This is a genomic window from Paenibacillus sp. Y859, assembly GCF_056786405.1.
In genome coordinates this window covers 1-25916 of the sequence record NZ_JBXCIZ010000003.1, presented here as the reverse complement: position 1 = coordinate 25916, position 25916 = coordinate 1, and the positions used below count along the sequence as shown (strand labels likewise).

The following is a 25916-nucleotide window of genomic DNA, read 5'->3' as shown; positions in this document are numbered from 1 at the left end:
TGATAGACTCAACCATTATTTTTCTTATACATTGACGGGATACAATCCGTTAGACCTTTAAATTTCTTTACGAAATATTCCGGATTAGAATAACCAACTTTCTTTGCAATATGTTCTATCTTTAAATCCGTCCGACGTAGTAACCTCTTCGCTTCTTCGATTCTTAAATAATGGATATAGACGTTAAAGGACATCCCATTATATTTCTTGAAACATTGACTAAGGGTCACCACATTGATTTTGAATTGTTGAGCAAGTGTTTGAAGCTGCAGTTTATGACTATAATTCAATTTCACATACTCGATAATTTCATACATCGGATCAAGCTCTGACTTCTCTTTCTTCAATACATCTAGCACAGAGGCGATTTCGGTACATACTTCAATAAGTTCTCTCTTCAATTGCGTAATATATATAGGGGTATCCCTGGTAATCAAAGATACTCGATCGCAAATATTGGCTGTAGCATTCCATTGCAGCATTAGATTCATTAACTGGGATCGGACGATTGCCATAACATTCACAATATTCTGATAATCTGCTCCCATAGTATTAAAATCTTCAAAAATCAAATCGATCTGTTCTGATAGCTCGACCAACTGCCCCTCTTTCACTATACTTATTAGCTTGTCTATGCGCTTATTCAAAGTATCATTACACAGCCTATCTTTTGTTCGGCTAGTAAAGAAGAAGATCCCCGCTTTACTCGCTGTTAATCTAATCATCTTAGCTTGCAATGCCTGCTGGTATAATTCATGTAATTCTGTTAGTCCATACCCCTGACCGCTTATGTAGAACGAAATGTCTAGTTGAAATGAGGATTTCACATACGAAGCTAATTTAGATAGATGACTTATGACCATCCTGCGGATCGTTGGTCCTTCAACCAACAAGACACCCATCCGACCATCTGGTTCATGGAACAATGAACATTTACACCAAGAGGTTATTTCTATGATGCATTGCTGTCCGATCTGTTCTATCACCGATTTAGGAATATTTCTGAGTGCGGCATGCTTATCACTCTCTAATTCTAACAATAGAATTCTAAAGATGGGAGTCTTCTTAAATCCAAGCCAATCAGGAACATGGGAAGGCATTTCATTCAAAGATTCTCCACGAACCCATTGGGAAATCGTAGCTGTAAATGCCCTCTGTTTAATTTCCTGATTAAGAAGTAGCTGTTTACGTTCCACTTCCATATCTTGTTGAACCTTATGTAGAACCTCTTCCACTTCATCTGCCATAATGGGCTTCTGGATATAGTGAGATACCTTATAACGAATTGCCGTCTGTACATAATCAAATTTAATATGTCCGCTCAAAATCACAAATTTAGGGATATTTATGCATTCCTTCATCGTCTTTTGAATTAGTGATAAACCATTCATGTATGGCATATCAATATCCGTTATGACCAAATCAGGGCTCAAACTATGCAGGAGCTCATAACCTTCTTCTCCATCCATCGCTTCACCACATAGCTCGAACCCATACTTTGACCAATCCACCATCCATCGTAATCCTTCAAGAACATAGGGTTCATCATCGATAATAAGAACTCTTTTCATCATGTTCCTCCTTTAAATCACTAGGAAAAGTATGCATGTTTATTAGTTTTGCAAGCGTATTCAATAATACATCATTATTCTACAACAGAAACCCGAAATAATCTCTAACTATCTAAATTCATTTGTAACCTTCTGAATAACATGAGCTTTGTTATTGTGTCATACTAACAATTTAAGTTATACTTTACGTCTGTTTGTAAAATGTATAACTTATCAATCTCATTAAAATACTAGCAAGGAGAAATGGTCATGTGGTTTGTATTTGCATTAATAACAGCTTTCGCTTGGGGCGGAGCTGACCTATTTTACAAGAAAGGTACTGATAGTAGGGATCGTTTCAGCCATATTAAGATCGTCATTATCGTGGGCTTAGTCATGGGGATTCACGGTACAGCTTATATGCTCATTCAAGGAATAAAGTTCGATCCTATGAACATGATCCAATACTTCCCCGTCTCTGCACTCTATATTTTATCAATGACAATTGGGTATATCGGTTTGAGATATATTGAACTCTCAATCGCATCTCCCGTGCAAAATTCATCTGGAGCTATAACAGCAATACTATTATTCATATTTTTCACTCACGAGCTGGGTATGCTTGAAATATTGGGTATAGTCGTTATTACTTTAGGTGTTATTGGGATTGCTATATTAGAAAAGAAAGCTGAGAACAATGCGCTACGAGCAAGTTCTACGCTGATTGATAAGAAATACCAAATTGGCTTTATGGCCATTATCTTCCCAATTCTGTATAGCTTAATCGACGGACTTGGAACCTTTGCTGATGCGATCTATTTAGATGAGATGAAACTGATCAGTGAAGATGGAGCACTTCTTGCTTATGAGTTTACCTTTTTCATATGTGCCGTATTGTCATTTATTTACCTCAAATTCATAAAAAAAGAAAAATTCAACGTATTCAAAGAGCGAGACAAGGGATTTGCCGCTATTCTAGAAACAACCGGACAGTTCTTCTATGTGTTTGCTATGTCTAGTAACGCTATTATCGCAGCGCCACTCATTGCCTCATACAGTATATTCTCAGTGATACTCTCCCGAATATTCCTCAAAGAGAAGCTGAGTAAAGCACAGTACGCCGTTATTATTGTTGTTATTCTCGGTATTGCTTTGCTAGGTATCGCTGATGAGATATAGATTGGATCATTGACCTGCGTTACAACTTATCAAGCAGAAAGAGGCTTCTCATAGTTCTTATAGAACTTTAGAGAAACCTCTTTTAACTTATAGAGGTTATTCAAAAAGCCATCTTTTGATCACGAAGTATGCCAAGAAGCTTATTCGACATCGAACATTGAATTCAGCCGGTCCTTCCGGTGCTCACGTAGGTACTGCCTACGCTCCGCTCCTCACTCCCTTGCTTCATCCAATCTTCTTGGTGCTGAAAATTTTACTTTTTGAACTCGCACTTATAATAATGAGATGGATCATCATTTAAGTAATGGCTCTCAACTGTTGTAGCGCTTCCTCGTAGTACTCTTCCTCGCTATAATAGTCTGTGAAATACTGTTCGAATCCCTCAATTCTATCACTCTGATCAGTCGTAACGAAACGTGTATACCAAGGAATAATAAAACTGTAGAATACATTCTTCTTATTTTCTCTTATATCTGCTTCCGTTAATCCGTTATCGATGAAACTCTGTAGAATTCTTTGATAACTCTCAATAAATACCCGCCCAAAATTATAACCAATCGGATCGTTACCAGCATAGGTAAACATCGAGCGATGAATAATGCAGAATTTCGGATGCTGTGCGAGTATTGCATACTGCCAATAGAGCTGATTAAACGAAGAATCTATATATTTCGACTTATCCTCAAGTGCGAGCCAAGCATCACGCTGTAAGATCATGGATGAAATAAAGGTACCGGATATAGATGAGGCCTTAAGATATTCCGCAAGTCCTTCTCCCGTATCGACCCAGTAACCTCCTTTCAATAGATCAATATGGAACACCGCATAGTCATGATATTTATACAGCACATGTAACAATGGAATTAGTGTATTCTCCACAAAAAAATCATCATCACCCTGAAGCTTTAGGAATTTCCCTCTGCCCTGTCCAAGTACATGCTGAATGTTACGATCAGCTCCGATATTCGTTTCATTTCGTTGATATTTCAAATTGTTATACTTTTTACGAAATCGTTCAACTACTAATGGAGTCGAATCATCAGATGCATTATCTGATATACATACTTCGAATAGATCGCAATGGCCGATCTGTGAATAGATGGACGTCAGACATTTCTCCAGATCCGTAGCTCGGTTATACGTAGGAATACAGATGGAGAGCAGGGGTTCTTCTTTTCTTTGCTTAAGTAGTTGTTCTACCTCTTGTTGGTTATTAGTTCTTACCCATTCATTCGTTGCTGGTTGATATACCTTAAGAACTTTCGCAGGCGCTCCTCCAACGACGCAATAATCAGGTACATCGCGGACGACTACAGAATTCGCCGAGACTACACTCCCTTTGCCAATTTTAACATGTCCTACAATCACCGCGTTCGCGCCGATCCATGCTCCTTCGCCAATGATCACTTGATCCGATCGTGTCGTGATGCCTTGGGATAGTACCGGGATTCCCACTTCTCGATATTGATGATCCGTATCAGAAATATAGACATTCGGTCCGATAAGTACGTTAGGCTCCAACTCTATCCGATTTACTGCTGATAGAATAAGTCCTAGATTGCATTGACAACCATCACCGATAATGATCTTCGGCATATCGCCGATATGTGGATCAATCACATTGAACCAATATCGTGAGCGTATATAAACATTGCTTCCGATCGCTATTCCAGCCGGATTAACCGATTGGCCTCCTTCCTCAACATGACTATTCAAGCCAAATCGATTAAAGAGCGCTGCCGTCTCCATGCCTATCCATCCCATCGTTATCCTCCATCCTCTCCTTACTCCTTACTCCTTACTCCTTACTCATCAAGCATATCGATCAACATTTCCTTTCTTAATTGTTCCCTCGGAAGTAAAGGCGACATATCTTCAATAGGTCTATTTACGACTAACTTCGGATTCACATTCGTATTTATATCAAGCATTACTTCTACGAAATAACTTCCTTTACTGCGCAGTGCTAGATCAATCTTCTTCGTAGCTTCAGACATATTGGCTATTCTAGTTCCTGGAATACCGTAAGCTTCTGCTACCTTGACCAAATCAGGACATCCGTATCCTTCCACGGTAGATTGCTGGCGACCGTCGAAGTACATATCCTGAAATTGCCGAACCATACCAAGATTTCTGTTATTCATCACGAACACTTTAATATTAAGATGATTCTGTTCAATGGTATGCAATTCCTGAATATTAAGCTGTATCCCCCCATCTCCAGCAATAACAATGATTCTGGCATTCGGAGCTGCCATTGCGGCACCGATAGCTGCGGGAAGTGCGAATCCCATAGCGCCCATCCCTCCAGCATTCAGCAGACGCTGACCTTCGAGCAGTTGAAATGATTGGCTGGCCCACATCTGATGCTGACCGACATCCAGTACAATCACATCCCCCTCAGCGCACCGTGAAGACAATAATTCTATAAATTGGTTGGGATCAATCACATTGTGATTAACTATTGAATCACCACTTGGATATTTCACCTTATGATCACGAATTATCGCTGCCCATGGTTCGTAATTAGGTAACTTTCTTCCAAATAAAGCTTTGGTAATATCAAATAGGAATTGCTTCACATCCGCATGAATGCCCAGATCAACCTGTACCTTTGCGTTCAACTCCACGGCTTCTATATCCACATGAATTTTCTTCGCTCCGCGGGCAAATGTCTGTGGTCTTGTCCCCGTCTGCCGGGTATCTAGTCGAGAACCTAATACAAGCAATACATCACAGTTCGCTAAGGCAAGATTGCTATAACGATTACCATACGACCCGATCAATCCCATAGTCGAAGAATGCCTTGCTGGAAGAACATCTAAGCCCATTAATGAACTCACGACTGGAATATCAGTTAACTCAATGAATTCCCTAAGTTCCTTGACCGCATCAGCCGCCCTTACTCCCCCACCAACAAGAACAATCGGTCGTTCAGCCTTCTCTAACAAAGTAATGACTTCTTCAATCTCCTCGATCTGACAAGCTGTATTAAAATTAGTATATCTACGATATTCCTCACTATCGAAGAAGCTTTCCAGCAGATCGGGTTCAATCTGAGCTCGTTGAATGTTCATTGGAATATCGAGTAGGACAGGTCCAGGGCGACCATGTTGGGCGATGAATACTGCTCTCTCCAATTGATATCGAATTTGACCAGCATCCGTAATCATCACTGCCGTCTTCGTAATGGGTGTGACGATACTTACAATATCTGTTTCTTGGAATCCAATCTGCCTTACTGGCTTATCAAACTTATATTCATACGTATTAACCTGTCCTGTAACGAATAAACAGGGAATCGAATCAAAATAACAGCTGCCGATACCTGTAATCAAATTAAGCGCTCCTGGCCCACTCGTCCCCATCGCTACTCCCAGCTTACCGTTAATCCGGCTATAGCCTTCCGCAGCAAATGCAGCTGCCTGCTCATGATGAACAGACACACATGACATATCCTGTTGTTCGATCGTCGAGTCAAGTAGATGAACGATTGCTCCTCCAGTCATCTCGAAGATATGATGCACTCCTTGCTTACTAATAAAATCAATGACGTAATCAGACAATTTCAATTGAAACCCTCCGTTCATATCCCTAGGCATCCTTTAACATATAAGCCTTGATCTGTTCTAAGGTTACATTCCTCATCTCTTCTTGTCTCTGATAAGCCTTATACCATTCTACTGTTCCAGTAAGCGCCTGATCCACGTCCCATTTAGGCTGCCATCCTATATCCTGCTTGGCTCTTGTACTATCCAGCCTAAGTGTAGAAGTCTCATGGAGAGTTATTCCACTCTGGATTTCATAAAAATCAGGTTCGCCCCATAACGCTCCTAATGTCTTGACTAACCAATTCACATTCCGAACACTGTCTTCGCTTGGTCCAAAATTCCATGCATCAGCATACTTCTCTCCTTGCTCCACCATCCTCTGAATAAGTAACATGTAGCCCTGCAATGGCTCAAGCACATGCTGCCAGGGTCGGATCGCCTCAGGATAGCGGACGGGTAATCTATTTCCAGACAATAAAGCACGGATACAGTCCGGAACGATTCGGTCCTCTGACCAGTCTCCACCACCAATGACATTACCCGCTCTAGCCGTAGCAATGCTCACACCATGCACATCGTAGTTGCTAGGGTGAAAATAACTTTTACGAAAAGCAGAAGTTACCAGCTCTGAACAGGCTTTACTATTGGAATAAGGATCATATCCTCCTAATGGATCATTCTCGCGGTAACCCCATGCCCACTCTTGATTCTCATAGCATTTATCTGTAGTCACATTAAGTACTGCCTGGATGTTTATTCCGCTTGTTGTAGCAGAGCGTACTGCTTCAAGGAGATAGACCGTTCCAAGTGTATTTACCTCATACGTTTCAACAGGATGGGTATAAGAATAGCGAACAAGCGGCTGTGCAGCCATATGAATAATAATCTCTGGCTTCACTTCATTGATCGTGCGGAGTAATGAGTCATAATCTCGAATATCAGCAATAACTGAACGACAAATATCTTGAATACTTGCTAACTCGAACATACTAGGGGAATTTCTCGGATTCAATCCATAACCAGTTATTTGTGCCCCCAATGTATGCAGCCATAAGCATAGCCAGCTTCCTTTAAATCCTGTATGCCCCGTAATCATCACTCTTTTTCCATTCCAGAAAGAATGACTCAACGCACTCACCCCCTTAGCCCTTATTCCAGCATCCTTTACCGGATTTCCACAGATCTTCTAAATAATTTTTATCACGTAAAGTATCCATCGGATGCCAGAATCCGTGATGTTTGAAGGCCATTAGCTCACCAGATTTAGCGAGCGCCTCAAGCGGTTCTCGTTCCCACACCGTGCTATCCTTATCGATTAGATCGAAGATCGTTGGCTCGAGCATAAAGAAACCTCCATTCACCCAACCTCCATCACCCTGTGGCTTCTCCTGGAATCCGAGCACCTGTTGCTCATCCGTCAATTCTAATGCTCCAAACCGTCCTGTCGGCTGTGTAGCTGTAACGGTTGCCTGTTTACCATGTGCATCATGGAATTTGACAAGTTCTCCAATATCAATATCCGATAAGCCGTCTCCATATGTCAGCATAAAAGCTTCATCGCCCACATATTTCTGTATGCGTTTAATCCGCCCTCCCGTCATCGTATCTTGTCCCGTATCCACTAACGTCACCTTCCATGGATCCAGATAGCGATTGTGTACAGTGACTTCGTTCGTATTGGAATGTCCGAAATCAATCGTTACATCAGAGCCATACAAATAATAATGTGCAAAGTATTCTTTAATGACATTCCCCTTGTAACCGAGACATATGATGAAATCCTGGTATCCATAATACGAATAGATTTTCATGACATGCCAGAGCAGTGGTTTATCGCCAATCTCGATCATCGGCTTCGGCTTCAAATATGTCTCTTCACTGATTCTCGTTCCATAACCTCCTGCCAGAATAACAACTTTCATAGAACCCTTCCCTTCAACAGGTGATAAATACTATCAACGACGTATTGAAGCATATCTAACGTTAGCCCTGGGTATAAACCTATCCAAAATGTATCATTCATGATTTGGTCGGTATTATGCAACGTGCCAACAATGCGATGTGGGATGTTCTTATATGCCGGCTGACGTAAAATATTACCTGCAAATAACAAGCGAGTCCCAATCCGTAATTTTTCTAGTTCTTGAACAAGTTCATTTCGTGAAAGAGGTGCCTGAGCCCTCACTGTAATGGGAAATCCGAACCAGGAAGGTTCACTGCCCGCAGTGGCTTCCGGTAAGATCAGTACATCGGCTAATGACTTTAGCTCTTCCTTCAGGAAATCAAAATTGGACCTTCTCTTGGCAATAAAATCAGGTAATTTCTGTAACTGCGCCACACCAATAGCTGCTTGCATATCAGTAATCTTGAGATTATAGCCAATATGACTGTACGTATATTTATGATCGTATCCATAAGGGAGATCTCCTAGTTGCCAACCAAACCGCTTCCCGCATGTATTGTCCTTCCCGGGATTACACCAGCAATCCCTACCCCAATCCCGGAACGATTCTACGATTTTCTTAAGTTTAGGCGAAGCTGTTAGAACGGCTCCTCCTTCACCCATCGTAATATGGTGAGCAGGATAGAAGCTGACAGTGGCTAAATCACCGAATGTTCCAACCTGTTGCCCCTTATATTTCGTTCCAACAGCATCACAACAATCTTCAATTAGCCATAAATTATACTTATCTGCTAGTCGTTTCACTTCATCTACTCGATATGGATTTCCGAGGGTATGTGCGATGAGGATCGCCTTTGTTTTCTCTCCAATGGCCTCCTCCAATAATGTAATATCGATATTATAAGTAGGGAGTTCTACATCAAGGAATACAGGGATCATGCCACACTGCAAAATCGGATTAACAGTTGTTGGAAATCCTGCCGCTACAGTGATCACTTCATCTCCTGGCAGCAGCCGACGTTCACCAAGCTGTGGAGAGGTTAATGCAGAGAATGCGAGTAAATTGGCGCTGGACCCTGAATTCGTTAGTAGAGCATATTTACACTGCATGAATTTAGCGAATTCTCGCTCGAATTTGCGACCGTAACGTTCTGACGTTAAAGTGAAATCAAGTGACGCATCAAGCAGATTCACTACTTCCGAACTATCGAATACTTTGCCACTGACCGGAATATAATCGACTCCACGCCGATAAGCTTTCTCTGGCCACTTGGTAGCATAATATTCAACAGCTAACTCCAATATTTGTTCCCGAATATCTCGTGCTGATTCTGTCATGTATTTAATCCTCCTAGGCCAATTCATTCTTCATACTTTCATTTATATGCCACGAATAATGATCGGGTTCATCGTTAGTATGAAAATGGGGATTAAGGTAGGAATAAATAGGTGACATTATTAGATTAGTCTGAAGCTAGCAGAACATTGCGAACCGAAAAGGCGAACCTATAGGATACCGGTTCGCCTTTCAGTTGATAATTAAATTAATTTCCCTCAAGCACTCTATATTAATTAATAGGTAATAAGTATGTCACTAGATTCTACATGTCCTTCCGATTCAAGTAGAAATTCATCATTCACATCATCCCATTGAAATGCTGCATCCCGCCGCACAATCCGATTCCGCCGCACAATCGATGACTCACCTTCTGCTGTTGCTTCATCACCCTCCAATTGTAATTGGATCGAGACAGCATCCACCTGATCATGAAGAAATAGTTTTATTCCTGATAATTTTCTCCGTTCATCAGCTGACATGTACTCCTCAGGTTTCATCCAGAATAGAAACTTCTTCGTTGATTCTGCAACAATGCGAGACCACCATACTTCAGGCGTATCCGTTCCCGATTTAACAACCTTACTCGTTAACTCCAGTACTTTTGCTAATACACTAGCTTCTGCCCCCCTATCCAACACAATGATTTCTTCAGCCATCTGCTGAATTTGAGAAAGTATGACTTCTACATGGTCAACGGTATGCTCATCTATGGGAAGGATAAGCGTGATCGCTACCGGATCTTTATAAATCAGCGAGTGAATGTCCTGACCCCACTTTTCCCTTGCCTTTTCCCGATTGATCACAAGCAAACCACCAAGATTCGCATTCTGTAATATTTTTGTTGTCATATGTCCAAAATGATGAATATATGAGTCGTAAACAACTCTTAATCGATACCCCCGATTCAACACCCTCAGGCACATATCATCATCCTCGTAGTTTCCCAGCCCATAACGTTCGTCGAACCCACCAACCTCTTCAATTATTGTACGTTTAAACAACATGCAAAAACCGATAATCCTGCGAACATCAAATGAATATCCCGCATGACGTGTTACATGTTCATGGGCAAAAGCATTCAATCCTGTTAACTCATCATATCCAACGGCAATTTTCTGTTGTCCACTCGCATAATTCGTAACAGGTCCGACAGCCCCGATATCGTCATCCCCATATAACACCCTCAACATAGCCGTCAGCCAGTTCGGAGTTACGATTGTATCATTATTTAAGAAGAGTATGGTATCTCCAGTCGCTACTTCTATTCCCTGATTACAGCCTTTGGCAAATCCAAGATTAATATTATTGAATATAGATTTCACATCTGCTTGGCTCTTTAAATAGTCGACAGTATCATCTGTTGATCCGTTATCTACAACAATCAGTTCATAAGGCTCATCTGTATAATATCGAATGCTAGACAAACACATTTGAGTAATGGGTAATTGATTGTGAGTCAGAATAATGATGCTAGTCTTGTGTGTCATGACGGATCTCCTATCTTATGAGTATCTCTAAAGTATTTGCGATTATAAATCATACTAGGATGAGTAGGATGAAATGCGGCAGCCTTCTCATTATGTTGATATGCTTTCTCATATTGCTTCAAACGGTCGTAACATAAACATAATTGAAGATGAGGATACCAAGTAGAAGAAGAACTATTGGTTATACCCAACCTAGCAACATTCTCAACCTCAGTTGCCTGCACATACCAGTAAATTGCTGTATCGTATTGCTTCTCTGCAAAGAAATAATTGCCGAATTCACAGGAAACCTCCGCACGTGGTTTCTCATAACACAGCACTCTAGCTAGGGATATAAATTGTTCATCTGTATTGCCCAACATATTATAACAATATGCCATTTTCAGACATGCTTGAATATTATCTTCGATCCAGCCCTCTTTTGTTCGAAGCATTTTATCGTAAAATATGACTGCCTTGTCGTACATTTGGTGGTCTTTTAACTCGTTCGCATAATAATAAAGATCACGCGTCGAGAACTCTTCCCCAGCATTCAATCTTTGCTGATAGATCCGTAAATTTCGATCTGTATAGGTCTTCTCCTTCCGATGCGTAATGCACACATCACTATCTAGAGATGGGCCGAAAACACTCAAGTATTCATGTACCGGACCAATCCATTGGAATCCGCATGCTCTACGTACAAGACGATTACGACGCAAGCTCGAGGACGGCTTCCCATTCGTATCAAAAGAAAGTAAGTATGGCATCGTCACACGATCATATTGATTAGTTAACTTTTTCTTAAGCTTACTGAACCTCTTGCGGTCGACTTCTTCAATGACATCATCAGCATCCAACCATAATACAAAATCCTTCGTTGCTTTCGAGAATGAATAGTTACGAGCATCACCGAAGTTGTCAATCCATTCATAATCGAAAATACGATCCGTATACTTCCCTACGATTTCTTTAGTTCGATCAACAGATCCCGTGTCGATAATATTGATCTCATCCACAATCCCTACCACAGATTTTAAACATCGCTCAATTGTAGCTTCTTCATCTCGTACGATCATACATAAGCTTATAGTCACCATTGCTATCTGCTTCTCCTCCTTGCTGTCCTTCCTTAACAAGCTGACTTGTGTTTGGAACCATATAGAAGCCTTAATCACCTTGGAATCATCGGATAAAAGTTGCAGCATTCCCTCATACTCTTCTCTTCTTAATCCAGCTAACCTAATTGTTCATCACATTGAACCGTACGTAACGATTGCTCACCAGGTAAATCTGAACAACTAAGCGAAAGAAGCAATGCATACTACAGTTTATACAGCCATAGAGAGAAGAGTGAGCCCTTTTTCAGAACAATGGACCATCTGACAGTTTACATGCATCTATCTTTGAGGTTCGAGTCTTTAACTAAACCATAAGATTCATCCTATTCTCGTGGCAGAAAAAAGACGTATGTTCTTATGACAGAACATACGTTTTTTTAATATTTTTAAGAACCGTTATAACGGTATTATTAAATTTTGATAAGTTTAGGAGTCGATTGACAATCGAAGGCGTCAATGCTGTACCATTAATTAGAAGCTGTGAGTTTACAGCTAAAGCTGCCGTCAGGTTGATTTGATAAGATATCATATACGTTCCGGCAGTTGGGATTGTAATGATTGTACTCGCTCCATTAACTGTTATTCCGTTTGAAATATGATCATCTGGAAGCGGAACATTAGTATCACCATGGATAACTGCAATTATTGCGCCAGAAGTATTAGTTTCTCCAGAAATAGAGCTAAGTCTAATAAAGAATGAGCGAAAAGTAAACCTATTCTGTAATCAGCAAATCGCTAGAACATAAATAACAAGAGGTATTTCAGAATGAATACTCCCACCACTTACCAACGCTGTCGCTTCGGTTGAAGTGGGGGTTTCTGATGTATCATCCAACTTATTTCAGGATGTTTAACACCAGGGGAGTTGACACGTTGATGGTCTGGTTACCATCCAACCCCTCTATCCCATTCGCTCCTTTGGCGGATACGTTTGGGAATACTTTTCGCATAATGTTGGCTGCGCCGTTGACATCGGCATGAATCAAGCCTTTCGAGTTCTTATACAGACCGCGATATATCCGCTTGCCTGAGAATACCCATCTACCCTCTTCTCCATAACTCGGCAACGGGTCTTGATCAAAGAAGCTGGCTTTCGAGGTATACGCCTCTTCCGTCAGGATAACGACTATTTCATGTTCTATTGCCTTATACTCGATCATCTTGATGAGCATCTGATGGGGAATATGACTGAAGGACTGATTGTTTCGCCGTCCTATTCCTGGGGCTTGCTTCCATCCATCGTTATGGCCAATGACAATCGTACCAATGTTGTGCTCCACTGCCAACTTAATAATCTGATGACTTACCTTGTGGAACAAGTCTTTGATCCTACGGTGGCGTTTCAGATGAAGCCGTTCTAATCGTCTGGACGTATACGCTCCTTCGCGTGGTTCCTTGCCCTGACGAAGAATGCCAGTATAGTGCGCTTTCATCTTGTTGTAATACTGATTGATCGATTTAACGATCTTACCCTTCACGATGAGCGGTTTCGCTCCGGTCGTCGTGACAATGGTTGTAAGATTGTTGACGCCAAGATCAATGGCCAACACGTGTTCTTGTGCCACTCCCTTCTTTTCGATCAGATAAGCGAAGATCATTTCGACCACGTATTGTCCATGGCTTGGGACGACACGCACTTGCATCAGTTGTCCGTTGGTACAACCCAGCTTACCGATGTTCAGTTGCAGCTTGGTCTTTGGAAACTTAAGAAACTTACGTTCTTTGATTACACAATCTTGAGTGGAGAACATGACTTCCTTCACCCTATTCCGGGCGTACCCCGGAATATTAGGCTTGCCATTGTACTTCTCAGGATGCTGACGGTAATCCTTGATGCTAGCAAAAAAGGCCTTCCAGTTTTGGAACACCACCTTCATGATTCCCTGACTGCACTGCGTCGGGAGCGCCCGATAATCGATTTGATTCATCACCTTGAACAAAGCGTCCAAGAAGTTGTAATGAACAAAGGGAATTTCTTGCGACGGTAGCTTGAACGGATGGGAACGATTCTTTTCACTTCGTCGTTCGTTCATGACGTCAATATGTGATGCCAGCGTGTCCAGAACTTGCTGTTGCAACGGCTGAAGCTGCTCATTCTTCCCAAAAGCGGTAACGATCTGTCGGATGTAAAAATTGGTCGTGTTATACAGGTTCTTGGCATCCTGACATGCTTGATCGAGGTACGAAAACAAGCGATGACCTGGCTTAATCCACACTTGATAGGTTCTGTACATTGGCTTTGAATCTGACAAAGCTTCACCCCCTTCCAACTTATATAATACGAATATACGTTCTATTCTTATTATACCTTTTAAGATTTAGTAAAGGAAGAATATCTTGTGGGATTATTCAGGAGGTCGCCGATTCACCTCGCCACTTATAGAAGTGGGAGTCCTCTCGGCGAAAATTGATAGAGATGATTTTAAAGAGATAAACAAGGTGTCATAGCAATATTTCCTGTTAATCTCAAGCGAATCATTACACTCATGAAGAATCAAAGTAAAAAAAAAGGTGATATTCCGTTCAATTTCGAACGAAATATCGCCTTTTAAATTTAAATCATGTCTTCAGCAAATTAAAAACGTTTCATACTTGATAATGAACTTTAGTCATTTCCCTTACTTAACTTATTGCGATACCCGCACTTGCATATCCTGCGACAGTATTTACTAAGGATAGTCCGGCAGCTGTCGTTGTGAATACTAACAATAACCGTGTCTCCGCTGTTACCGGTATTGCCAACCCAGTTACGATACCGTTCGAGACGGCTCCAAGCGCGATAACTCCGGTAAGAGCAGGTGCTAACGTTACGAGAGTACCTGCAATTGGAGAGAAAGTGTTATCAGGTGTCGTAGAACTGTACAACTGTGCATTAATGGATACGGTTGAACCCACCAGAGCAAGTGCAGCTGTTACACTGAAATACGCAGCAATAGAAGTAATCGTTCCAGCACGTGGTAAAGAGAATGCAAAGTTCAGAAGCGTACCCGCAGCTCCAGTAAGATCAATTGTCGCGCCCAATACACTAAGACTTGGTGCAGAGCTTCCGAACCCAATAAGACTAGGTGTACCAGCAAGCCCCCCTACAATAGATGTTAATATTACAGGGATACCGGAAGCGAATGGAATAATTGCGCTGGATCCTGTGACACCAGTAACTCCAGTTACTCCTGTTACTCCTGTTACTCCTGTTGCTCCTGTATCACCAGTCGCCCCTGTCGCTCCAGTTACTCCTGTTGCTCCTGTATCACCAGTTACTCCTGTTACTCCAGTTGCTCCTGTTACTCCTGTTACACCCGTTACTCCCGTTACTCCTGTTGCTCCTGTTTCACCAGTTACTCCAGTTACTCCAGTTGCTCCAGTTGCTCCTGTTACTCCAGTTGCTCCTGTATCACCAGTTGCACCTGTTGCTCCGTCTACTCCGGTTGCACCTGTTGCTCCGTCTACTCCGGTTGCACCTGTTGCTCCGTCTACTCCGGTCGCTCCGGTTGCTCCGTCTACTCCGGTTGCACCTGTTCCTCCGTCTACTCCGGTCGCACCTGTTGCTCCGTCTACTCCGGTTGCACCTGTTGCTCCGTCTACTCCGGTTGCACCTGTTGCTCCGTCTACTCCGGTCGCACCTGTTGCTCCGTCTACTCCGGTTGCACCTGTTGCTCCGTCTACTCCGGTCGCACCTGTTGCTCCGTCTACTCCGGTTGCACCTGTGGCTCCGTCTACTCCGGTCGCACCTGTTGCTCCGTCTACTCCGGTTGCACCTGTGGCTCCGTCTACTCCGGTTGCTCCAGTTGCTCCGTCTACTCCGGTTGCACCTGTGGCTCCGTCTGCTCCGGTTGCACCTGTTGCTCCGTCTACTCCGGTTGCACCTGTGGCTCCGTCTACTCCGGTTGCTCCTGTTGCTCCGTCTACTCCGGTTGCACCTGTGGCTCCGTCTGCTCCGGTTGCACCTGTTGCTCCGTCTGCTCCGGTTGCACCTGTGGCTCCGTCTGCTCCGGTTGCACCTGTGGCTCCGTCTGCTCCGGTTGCACCTGTGGCTCCGTCTACTCCGGTTGCTCCTGTTGCTCCGTCTGCTCCGGTTGCACCTGTGGCTCCGTCTGCTCCGGTTGCACCTGTGGCTCCGTCTGCTCCGGTTGCACCTGTTGCTCCGTCTGCTCCGGTTGCACCTGTTGCTCCGTCTGCTCCGGTTGCACCTGTTGCTCCGTCTGCTCCGGTTGCACCTGTGGCTCCGTCTGCTCCGGTTGCACCTGTTGCTCCGTCTACTCCGGTTGCACCTGTGGCTCCGTCTGCTCCGGTTGCACCTGTTGCTCCGTCTACTCCGGTTGCTCCTGTTGCTCCGTCTGCTCCGGTTGCACCTGTGGCTCCGTCTACTCCGGTTGCACCTGTTGCTCCGTCTGCTCCGGTTGCACCTGTTGCTCCGTCTGCTCCGGTTGCACCTGTTGCCCCGTCTACTCCGGTTGCACCTGTTGCCCCGTCTACTCCGGTTGCACCTGTTGCTCCGTCTGCACCTGTTGCCCCATCTGCTCCTGTTGCTCCATCTGCTCCCGTTGCTCCTCTTGCACCTGTTGCTCCAGTTGCTCCTGTTGGAACTGTTGGTATATTAATAGCGACGATTGCAGAACCTTGAGTAACCTCAATATCTAACGTCGTAGATACAAAGGATAATGTTTCACCCACTAATACCGTTGCCACATCACCCAGCGGACCTTCAACAAAGAACAAAGGCTCTTGTGGATCAAATTCTCCAGTTGGACCTGTTGGTCCTGTTGGTCCTGTTGAACCCGTAGGTCCTGTTGGTCCTGTCGGTCCTCCAAATGGACCTGTAGATCCTGTAGGTCCTGTTGGTCCCAACAATGTAGGAGCAGACAGAACGGCTTCTAACTTATTCGTTAAGATCCATTCCTTTTTAATCGTTTCTCTTAGTGTATCACGTACACTTTCATTTACACTTAAAAGATCTGCTATCGTTGCTCCAGGGCCAGTAATACCAGGTAATGTCCCCAGAACGTATTGTAGCTTCTCCCCCTCTGCATTAATAATGTGACTCAGTCCTAATTCCTCCATCGCTATTGATGATAGTAGCAACGTTATTGCCTCTTCACGTGTTACTGAAATGCTGGGAGTAATATTCGGAATATTAGCTTGTGACATATTTACAACTCCTTTACTTGTGGAATGCTCTATCATATGAAATCGATCATTCTGTTGTTTGTGCTTTTTTTCATAATGGGGAAGGTGTCTTCTTGGATACTAGACTACTTTAGTTATTCACTCTTGAATTGCTCGTAATATAAGATCTAATTTATCCGTAAGAATCCATTCCTTTTTTCCTATTTCGCGAAGTGTTTCTCTAACACTGTTGTTCATGTTCAATACATCACTTAGTGTTGCGGCTGGTGAAGAGACGCCTGGTAGAGAACCAAGTATATATTGAATTTTCTCTCCTTCTGCATTAATAATATGAGCGAGCCCTAATTCCTCCATCGCAATAGAAGTCAATATTAAGTTGATTGCATCGTCTCTGGTTAATGATATGGATGGAGTGATATTCGGAATATTAGCTTGTGACAATGAACCCTCCTCCTTTAGTTTAATAACATAATGTATGTATTACAGAAGTAATGGGACTGATCGATACACCTATTTATATAAATGGAAATGCTAATGACACAGCCTATATGAGCCGCTTATACAATACTGTGCCCAACAGGAATAAGCAGGTTCCCATACTGCGGAACCTGCTAGATTATCATTATTAATGCCAACAGTTAATTATTTTTTATAGTGTTAGAAGAATCTTAATGTTCTGCACTATATCGATTTAGCATTTCAGCTTGCAAATTACTTTTCTTTTGCATCTATTCGGTGCTTTTCTTTTTTTTGGTACCTTACATTTTTTTGCTGCAAGTATTTTAATAATACGTGCTACTGTTTTCTTCGATATGCGAATACCCTTTTTACGGAGAATTTTGGTGATCTTCGGGACATTGCATCTAGATTGTCGATTGCAAATAACGGCATGGACTAGCGCCTCATTTTTGCAAGTTACTCCTTTTCTACGCCTTTTAGCTCTGACATACACCGTACGCCCTCGGGGTCCTGGTGGACCCCGATGGCCCCGATGGCCCGAATGGCCCGGAGGGCCCGCTCGACCTACACCATGTGGGCCTTCAGGACCTTCAGGACCTTCAGGACCTTCAGGACCTTCAGGACCTTCAGGACCTTCAGGTCCTCGTGGTCCAGCGAGACCCGTTGCGCCTGTCGCACCTGTCGCACCTGCACCCGGTCCAGTAGGACCGACTGGTCCTGTTGGACCCACTGGTCCTGTTGCTCCCCTACCCGGAGAAACAAACTTTTTGAGTGAATCCAGCTTGTTTTGGAGAATAAATTCTGTCTTCGTAACCTCTTCTAGCATTTCCTTCACATTACAATTCAATGTTATAATTTCCTCAAATGTTGGTGCAGGCGTAACACCTCCGCCAGACAACGTTCCCAATGCATACTGAATTTTTTCTGCTTCTGCGTTAAGAATATGGCTAAGACCTAGCTCCTGCATTGCAATAGAAGCTAATATTAGATTTATTGCATCATCACGTGTTACTGTAATTTCAGGTGTAATATTAGGGATATTAGCTTGCGACATTTTACAATACACTCCTTCCCTTTTTTCATTCATCACGTATGATATACGAACAATATTAGTTCAATATCTACATCCAGTATATGAATTCACTATGAAAGGGATTGGACTATCCTACCTGTTTCTACTCTCCAATGGCTCCGAAAGTTGTTGCAGAAGATCCTTCTATTAACTTAAGGGCTTCATGTGCATCTCTATGATCTGGTAACAATTCAAGGACTTTCAAATAGGCATCCTTAGCTTCTTCATAGTTCTTCAGATTTTGGTGACAGACTCCAATATAATAATGAGCATAGAAGCTACCTACACCAACCATAATTAAATGTGCCGTATTTACCTCCTTCAGTTCCAAACAGTGATTAAAGGATACCAACGCTTTCGCGTACTCCTTAGATTGCATATAGATAATCCCTCTGTAGAAGTGCAAATCCACATAGTCGGGATACAGTTGAATTGCAAAATTTATTCCATCTTTGGCTCCTTCATAACTACCGAGTGCAAGCAGGATAGAGTATTTTAATTTATACAATAGGGAAGGTGGCATGGACTTTTTTTCTAAAAAGCGTCGAATAGACGTGTTCACAGACTCGAAGGCCTGAACAAGTTCTCCTGAACGATAAAGTTCGCTACCGATATGATAATCGATCCAAGGATCATAATCCTTCTGTTGCTTCTCTTTCTCCAATAGACGTAAATTCCGCTCAAACTTCCCTTTAATCTCTACCTCATGGTCCATATAACCATAATGATGAATATTGACAGGAAGTGTAATAACTGATTGTTTAGTTAAACCTAATTTGGATATATCTAATTGCTCATGAACGGCATTACGAAAGCGGAGATTAGAATTATTACGGAAGAGCCGATACTGTGCTAGCAAGTGCGACTGATTATAGCTAGCTGGAAGAGGACCATAATAGTTGATGATTTGTACACTACCCAACCAATACTTATCTTCTTTTAACACATTTCGTAATAATTCAACACTTTCTCCCTCCACTTCTTCATCAGCATCAAGCCAGAGCACCCAATCTCCTGTGCTCTTCTCTAGACCATAATTACGTGCAGCCGCGAAGTCATCATTCCACTCGTAAGAATAGACTGAAGCATTGAAACTCAGGGCAATTTCTTTCGTCCGATCCTCTGAACCTGTATCGACAATAATAATCTCATCGACTACAGCCCTAACACTCTTCAAGCATTGCGCAAGTCTTTCCTCTTCATTTCGTACGATCATACAGAGTGTCAACTTCTTAAGTTCCTCCGAATTATTATCCACGATTGTAAATCCTCCCTTTTATTCATAGTTCAACATTGAGAATCAGCAACACAAAATGAGTTAGAAATTAGAGACTCATGTAATACTAAATATATGTCTAGGGCAGTTTTCTGTTACTTATGATATTTGCTCGTAGAGCACGTGGTTATTACCAAGCAACACAAAGAGACTTCTCACAAGTTCAATGAACTCATGAGAAGTCTCTCTGTGTGAATTGCCATTCAGAAGGAAACTGAGGCTGGATATAGACCATCAATCAAATAACGATAAACCCATGGAACGGTTCCTATTAACCTTTTACTAATTTACTGCGAACTTTATTCGATACAACTTCCACTATTAAAATAAGTGCGATAAGGCCAATTAGAATAGATCCTACTTCCGACCAGCGATAAGCATTCATCGCAAAAATAAGTGGGGCACCTATCCCACCGCCTCCAACTAATCCGAGAATAGCAGCATCACGCAGATTCATATCAAAGCGATAAATAACGATGGACATGAACATTGCTGACAACTGAGGGAGAATACCATAGCGAATCTTCTCGATAGTCGTGCAACCAATGGATTCCATAGATTCAAGCACAGATGTATCTAAATCTTCAATAACATCAACATATAGCTTTGATAACATACCGACGCTGGTAAGAGATATGGTAAGCACACCTGTAAAAGGACCTTGCCCGGTGACGCGAATGAACATTAATCCATACACGATAGGTGGAATTGTGCGGATGACAATTAATAAGAAGCGGATCACAAAGGCTACTGGCTTCGGCACAATATTAGATGCAGAGAGAAAAGCAAGTGGAATAGCTAGCACCGCCCCAACAATGGTTCCTAAAAAGGCGATGGCCATAGTTTCAAGCAATAAATATAAGACCCCACCTGTAGTCAAATTAAACAAGAATTCCGTATCTGGTTGAACTAGCCCTAATAAAATGTTTTTCGCAATCGACAATCCATTTGCTGTTACGTTATCCAATTGCACTGCTGATGTTGACCACACAAAAATAATGAGGACAATCACAGTGATTAGAAAATTAGGCAGATGGCGGTTTGTGGCTTGTTGTAACTGTTTATCTATAGCATTCATCATTTCTTCACCTACATCAATTTCTTTCGAAAATATTCACTAATCGTTTCAATCACGAAAACAGTACATACGAGCATCAACAAAATCATCCCCACGTTGGCATAGTTTCTCCAGCCAAGACTCTCAGCTAACAATAAACCAATTCCACCTGCACCAACGTATCCTAATATAGAGGCATACCGAACATTCCCCTCGAAACAGAACAATGATGTCGATAGATAGTTAGGTAGCACCTGTGGAAGTATAGCATACCGGAACGATTGAATCGTTGTCAGACCCATCGCATTCATCGCCTCATAAGCACCCATATTTGCATTTTCGATCTGCTCGTACAGCAATTTACCTATATAAGAAATAGTAAACAAGAATATTGCAACTGTTCCTGCCATTGTTCCTAATCCAAAAATAAATGTAGCGATCAGTGCTACTACTAAAGTCGGCAAAGTTCGCAGTATACTCAAAAGGAATTTTGTAACTGAAGGAATCCAACGACTACGATTAATATTACTGGCTGCTAACATTGCGATCGGTAATGCACAAATAGCCCCAAGTGCAGAACCAAATAAAGACATCTTTATAGTAGCAATTAGTGGTTCCCATAGCTTCGGCATATAAGCCCATGTTGGCGGGATCATTTCATGAATAATGACAAAAAACTGATTGATTCGTTTAAATAATCTTTGCAAGTCAAAATCAGTAATCTGAACAGAAAGATAGGTCAGCACTATAAAAACTAATAATATGATCGGAGTCATCGATCGTTTTTGGATGACGACTTTTCCATTAGGCAATTCTATTGTTTTAGATGGAAACAGCTTCGTTAGCATGGCTACCGCTGCCTCCTTCATCTACTTGACCATTGTATATAAGTTGCAGTACTTGATCATCCACCTCTTGTGAAGGACCGTCATATACAACTTCACCAGCTCGTATTCCAATGACACGTGTAGCATAAGCCAGTGCTAGTTCGACATGGTGAATATTAATAATCACGGTCATATTCATCTCTTGGTTAATACGTCTGAAATCTTCCATCACTTGATTAGCAGTAACCGGATCTAATGAAGCTACTGGTTCATCTGCTAGAATAATCCCCGGGTTCTGTGCTAGTGTTCTTGCCAAAGCAACGCGTTGCTGTTGCCCTCCAGATAATTGATCTACACGTACGTACGCTTTATCCAAAATGCCGACTTTATCTAGCGACATCAGTGCTCTTCTCTTTTCATCTTCTGTAAATATTCCAAGTGTTTTACGCCAAAATGGCATCTCAGGTACGAACGCTACCAAGACATTTTTAATAACTGAAATTCTTGTCACTAAGTTAAAGGATTGAAAGATCATTCCGATCTTCCGACGTAGCAGACGGATACCTCTTCCTTTAAGTTTACTAATTTCTATCCCCTCAACCGTCAATATGCCTTCCGAAATATCATGCATTCGATTAATACAACGCAGTAACGTTGACTTACCTGCACCAGATAACCCAATAATGGCGACATATTCACCTTGGTCTATTGATAAATTAATATCTTTTAATGCTACTAATCCATTCGGATATTGTTTGTGTACCTGCTTAAATTCAATCATAGACATACTCCAATCAGTGAAAAATGAGAACATAAATCATGTTCTCATTCTCAGTAAAATTAAATTGTTATATTAGTAACTATTTTAATTGTTGTACTAGCTCTTGCGCTTTACGCTCATTGTCATAATCCGCATCTGTTGCTACTTGGTAACCACCATGGCTATAAATAGCGATTACTTCTTTACCTTCAGCAGAATTACCAATATTGATAAAAGCTTGCTCTAATGCAGTCTTTAAACTCTCATCCATGATTTCAGAGTTTTTACTTACACTTACTGTATCGTTATAGATAGCTGGCATTACACCGATTAGATCTGTTTCTTCCCAAATAGAAGCCGTACGCGTAAATTCTGTTTTCCATTTTTCTTCATAATCTCGTCGTGCATCTGCATAAGTGACAAGCACATCAGTTTGACCAGCAGCAAGACGAGCGAATGCACTTGCATAAGAATCAGCTTGCACGACTTGAGATAGATCAGTGATTGTTTTGCTGAAATTTTCTTTCAACCATAGTGCCGGGTAAATATACCCCGCTGGAGATGAGGATGACATAACGTTCCAAGAAACATTATTCAAATCTTCAAATGTCAATGCTTCCCCATTGTTTACTTTTGCCGCTAGTGCTTTTCCCTTATCCGAAGGGCCAGCTACAAGGATTGCACGATAAGAAGTTGCTTGAGTGGTAGTAGGTGCTGTAGGTTCATTCTTATTCCAATCTGTAGGGTTATCAGAATCATTACTTAAACCATCGCGAGTTGCCGTTAGAATAACTTCTGCACCATCATCGTAAAGAACATAAGTGCCGCCTGGTATCAATCCAACATCAACTGTACCCGCAGATAATCCTTCTCCAACAGCTTCATAGCTTGTACCTACCGTAATTTCAACTTCGCCTACATCATAACCAAGTCCTGCAAGTTCTTTCGTTAGCAATTCCTTTAAAGGCTCCGTCGCTGTAACGATTTCCGCAGGGTCGCGTGATGGTACGAAACCTACCGAAAGCTTCTTAATTTCTTTGTTAGACTTTACTTCTTCTTCTGGAACTGTAGCATTTTCTGCTTTGGTAGTATTATTTGCACTAGGTGTATTATTTGATGAATTGGCCGTTCCCTCATTACCACAAGCCGCTAATACGAATAACAGCATCAACGCTACACTTAACAATCCTAATTTTCTCATCTCTATTCCCCTCCTATGAATAACATACTCAATAAATATACTTGCTAAATGTAAAGACAATACCATTAGACTGTAAATGATTTGTAAATTAAAATAATCAACTTGTTAAGAACCAATTTGCATAATTATGAAATTGATTCTAATTGACAACATATACAGTTATGACCTTATAATTACACATATTAATTAAATCAGAGGTGTAGCTTATGTCTAATTCAAAAATCCAAATACTTGTAACGAGTGATGTCCATGGTTATCTTATGCCTACTACTTACCGCGGTATAACAGAACCCGTTGGACTTGCCAAAGCAGCGAGCCTTATTGAACAGTTACGACAACAACATCCGACTGTATTGATTGATAATGGAGATCTCATTCAAGGAAGTCCATTAACTTATTACCATCAAAGATTTCATCCTGAACAATCTAACCCCGTCATCAATGCTGCGAATGCACTACACTATGATTTAGCCGTGTTTGGTAATCACGAGTTTAATTATGGGTTACCTGTACTAGAGAAAACGGTCAAAGCTTCACACTTTCCGTGGTTGTCAGCCAATATCTATACCCAAGACGGATCAACTTGGATGAATCCATATCTTATTCAGGAAGTGTCAGGTATTGTAATCGGCATCATTGGCGTTACTACTCACTTTGTAAGCACATGGGAGAATCCAAGTCATATTGAAGGACTGAGATTTGAAAATGCTTTTGAAAGTGCTAAAAAGTGGTTGGGTATCATGAAAGAAAAGGAGCAAGTTGATATTACTGTACTCTGTTATCACGGGGGATTTTCTCATGATCTAACTTCAGGTAGCTTACTTGAGCCAGATACTGGGGAAAATGAAGGCTATCAAATGTGTAAGGAGCTAGACTTTGATATTATGATTACTGGACATCAACATCGGGAAATCTGTACCCAAGCATTCGGCAAATCCATTGTACAACCGGGAACGAAAGCTGTTTGTGTGGCTGGTATTACCATCGATGTGGAGATGTTCAACGGTACAAAACAAGTAATTAAGCACGAGCCTAAATTATATTATGTAGATGATCAGACTCCGCCTGATGAACGAGTGGTACGTGAAGCGAGGGAAATGCATCTTCTTACCGAACAATGGTTAGATGAACCGATTGGCTATATTACCGGGGACCTGCGATATAACAATGCTTTTGATGTACGAGTAAATAAGCATCCTTACATAGAATTTTTACAACATGTTCAAATGCATGTGGCGAACGCACCAATATCCTGTACATCTTTATTTCATGATCAACCTGGCGGTTTTAATGACCAAGTAACCATGCGTGATATCGTCACGAATTATATTTATCCCAACACGTTAAAAGTACTGCAAGTTACAGGACAGCATATTCACGCTGCCCTAGAACAATGTGCATCCTATTTCACCATTCAAGATGGTCAATTAGCGGTTAATCCCACGTTCCTACAACCAAAAGCACAGACGTATAACTATGATATGTGGGAAGGGATTCAATATATAATAGATGTACGACAGCCTATTGGCCATCGTATCATTAGCATCGATTATCAAGGGAAACCTATAGATCTTAACGCCAACTACGACGTTGTCATGAATAATTATCGTGCCACTGGTGCTGGAAACTTCCCGTACTTCGCAGATTGTCCCGTCATAAAAGACATTCAGACAGATATGACTGAAATAATTGCCAATTACTTTACTGAATTCCCTGTAGTTCAAGCTACATGCGTTCCCAATTGGAAAATCATATGGGACTCATAAGAAGCCTTCCCTTTATCATTTTCCGAAAGAAGACTTCCACCTCAATGAATGTGAAGGGCGAAGCTCAATGAGTAGGTGGGAGATGAATTTCGGTTGGCGATAGCCAAATACTTCCTTCGCATGATATAATAGAACAAACGTTCTCTATATGATGGAGGTATGACTCATGTTAGTACATAAAGCATACAAATTTCGTATCTATCCAAACAGAAAACAAGCAGAACTCATACATAAGACCATCGGTTGTTCAAGGTTCGTCTTCAAC

20 protein-coding genes and 1 pseudogene are annotated in these 25916 nt (G+C 41.8%); 3 read left to right on the top strand and 18 right to left on the bottom strand.

The genetic code is table 11. The annotated features are described in order from the left end of the window. Window positions 1-8 precede the first annotated feature (8 nt). Entirely contained in the window at window positions 9-1574 is a 1566-nt protein-coding gene (locus AC1TO8_RS09055; protein WP_482055295.1) for a response regulator, read from the bottom strand. A gap of 246 nt (window positions 1575-1820) precedes the next feature. Between AC1TO8_RS09055 and AC1TO8_RS09050 the strand changes: the two genes are divergently transcribed. After that, window positions 1821-2729, top strand: coding sequence for an EamA family transporter (locus AC1TO8_RS09050; protein ID WP_482055294.1), 909 nt, complete (start codon window positions 1821-1823; stop codon window positions 2727-2729). Window positions 2730-3026: 297 nt separating this feature from the next. On the opposite strand, the gene AC1TO8_RS09045 is transcribed toward AC1TO8_RS09050, so the two are convergent. The 17 genes and pseudogenes from AC1TO8_RS09045 to AC1TO8_RS08965 all read right to left on the bottom strand — a co-directional run bounded on the left by AC1TO8_RS09045 (window position 3027) and on the right by AC1TO8_RS08965 (window position 23885). Then, window positions 3027-4493, bottom strand: a complete 1467-nt coding sequence (locus AC1TO8_RS09045; RefSeq protein ID WP_482055293.1) for a glycosyltransferase — start codon at window positions 4491-4493, stop codon at window positions 3027-3029. Window positions 4494-4534: 41 nt separating this feature from the next. Continuing rightward, window positions 4535-6319 carry a thiamine pyrophosphate-binding protein gene (locus AC1TO8_RS09040; protein WP_482055292.1) on the bottom strand — a complete coding sequence of 595 codons (1785 nt, stop codon included), beginning with the start codon at window positions 6317-6319 and terminating at the stop codon, window positions 4535-4537. A gap of 4 nt (window positions 6320-6323) precedes the next feature. Beyond that, window positions 6324-7409 carry a CDP-glucose 4,6-dehydratase gene (rfbG, locus tag AC1TO8_RS09035; RefSeq protein ID WP_482055291.1) on the bottom strand — a complete coding sequence of 362 codons (1086 nt, stop codon included), beginning with the start codon at window positions 7407-7409 and terminating at the stop codon, window positions 6324-6326. 13 nt (window positions 7410-7422) lie between these two features. Beyond that, window positions 7423-8202 carry a glucose-1-phosphate cytidylyltransferase gene (rfbF, locus tag AC1TO8_RS09030; protein WP_482055290.1) on the bottom strand — a complete coding sequence of 260 codons (780 nt, stop codon included), beginning with the start codon at window positions 8200-8202 and terminating at the stop codon, window positions 7423-7425. Further along, window positions 8199-9521 carry a lipopolysaccharide biosynthesis protein RfbH gene (rfbH, locus tag AC1TO8_RS09025; RefSeq protein ID WP_482055289.1) on the bottom strand — a complete coding sequence of 441 codons (1323 nt, stop codon included), beginning with the start codon at window positions 9519-9521 and terminating at the stop codon, window positions 8199-8201. Before rfbH ends, rfbF begins: the two co-directional genes overlap by 4 nt. 234 nt (window positions 9522-9755) lie before the next feature. Then, the gene (locus AC1TO8_RS09020) at window positions 9756-11009 is read right to left on the bottom strand and encodes a glycosyltransferase family 2 protein (RefSeq protein WP_482055288.1); all 1254 of its coding nucleotides are present in this window, start codon (window positions 11007-11009) and stop codon (window positions 9756-9758) included. Then, window positions 11006-12067, bottom strand: a complete 1062-nt coding sequence (locus AC1TO8_RS09015) for a tetratricopeptide repeat-containing glycosyltransferase family 2 protein (protein ID WP_482055287.1) — start codon at window positions 12065-12067, stop codon at window positions 11006-11008. The genes AC1TO8_RS09020 and AC1TO8_RS09015 overlap by 4 nt, the downstream gene beginning before the upstream one ends. A 397-nt stretch (window positions 12068-12464) precedes the next feature. Next, window positions 12465-12785: a BclA C-terminal domain-containing protein gene (locus AC1TO8_RS09010; RefSeq protein WP_482055654.1), complete on the bottom strand. Its 321-nt coding sequence runs from the start codon at window positions 12783-12785 to the stop codon at window positions 12465-12467. Between the two features lie 160 nt (window positions 12786-12945). Beyond that, a complete protein-coding gene (locus AC1TO8_RS09005) occupies window positions 12946-14343 on the bottom strand; it encodes an RNA-guided endonuclease InsQ/TnpB family protein (protein ID WP_482055653.1) in 1398 nt (465 codons plus the stop codon). A gap of 388 nt (window positions 14344-14731) precedes the next feature. After that, window positions 14732-17254 (bottom strand): exosporium glycoprotein BclB-related protein, encoded by a 2523-nt coding sequence (locus AC1TO8_RS09000; RefSeq protein WP_482055286.1) that lies wholly within the window; start codon window positions 17252-17254, stop codon window positions 14732-14734. Between the two features lie 138 nt (window positions 17255-17392). After that, window positions 17393-17674 (bottom strand): annotated as a pseudogene (locus AC1TO8_RS08995) (alpha-helical endospore appendage domain-containing protein); the annotation flags it as partial. A gap of 250 nt (window positions 17675-17924) precedes the next feature. After that, window positions 17925-18746, bottom strand: a complete 822-nt coding sequence (locus tag AC1TO8_RS08990) for a collagen-like triple helix repeat-containing protein (protein ID WP_482055285.1) — start codon at window positions 18744-18746, stop codon at window positions 17925-17927. 121 nt (window positions 18747-18867) lie between these two features. After that, window positions 18868-20022 (bottom strand): glycosyltransferase, encoded by a 1155-nt coding sequence (locus AC1TO8_RS08985; protein ID WP_482055284.1) that lies wholly within the window; start codon window positions 20020-20022, stop codon window positions 18868-18870. A gap of 289 nt (window positions 20023-20311) precedes the next feature. Further along, complete coding sequence (gene phnE, locus AC1TO8_RS08980; RefSeq protein WP_482055652.1) at window positions 20312-21118, bottom strand: phosphonate ABC transporter, permease protein PhnE; 807 nt, start codon at window positions 21116-21118, stop codon at window positions 20312-20314. Between the two features lie 11 nt (window positions 21119-21129). Then, window positions 21130-21945, bottom strand: a complete 816-nt coding sequence (phnE, locus tag AC1TO8_RS08975) for a phosphonate ABC transporter, permease protein PhnE (RefSeq protein WP_482055283.1) — start codon at window positions 21943-21945, stop codon at window positions 21130-21132. Continuing rightward, a complete protein-coding gene (gene phnC, locus AC1TO8_RS08970) occupies window positions 21920-22705 on the bottom strand; it encodes a phosphonate ABC transporter ATP-binding protein (protein ID WP_482055282.1) in 786 nt (261 codons plus the stop codon). Before phnC ends, phnE (AC1TO8_RS08975) begins: the two co-directional genes overlap by 26 nt. A gap of 79 nt (window positions 22706-22784) precedes the next feature. After that, window positions 22785-23885 (bottom strand): phosphate/phosphite/phosphonate ABC transporter substrate-binding protein, encoded by a 1101-nt coding sequence (locus tag AC1TO8_RS08965; RefSeq protein ID WP_482055281.1) that lies wholly within the window; start codon window positions 23883-23885, stop codon window positions 22785-22787. A gap of 206 nt (window positions 23886-24091) precedes the next feature. Between AC1TO8_RS08965 and AC1TO8_RS08960 the strand changes: the two genes are divergently transcribed. Further along, entirely contained in the window at window positions 24092-25651 is a 1560-nt protein-coding gene (locus tag AC1TO8_RS08960; protein WP_482055280.1) for a bifunctional metallophosphatase/5'-nucleotidase, read from the top strand. Between the two features lie 166 nt (window positions 25652-25817). After that, window positions 25818-25916, top strand: a 99-nt coding sequence (locus AC1TO8_RS08955; protein WP_482055651.1) for a helix-turn-helix domain-containing protein, incomplete at its 3' end; no start/stop codon positions are given.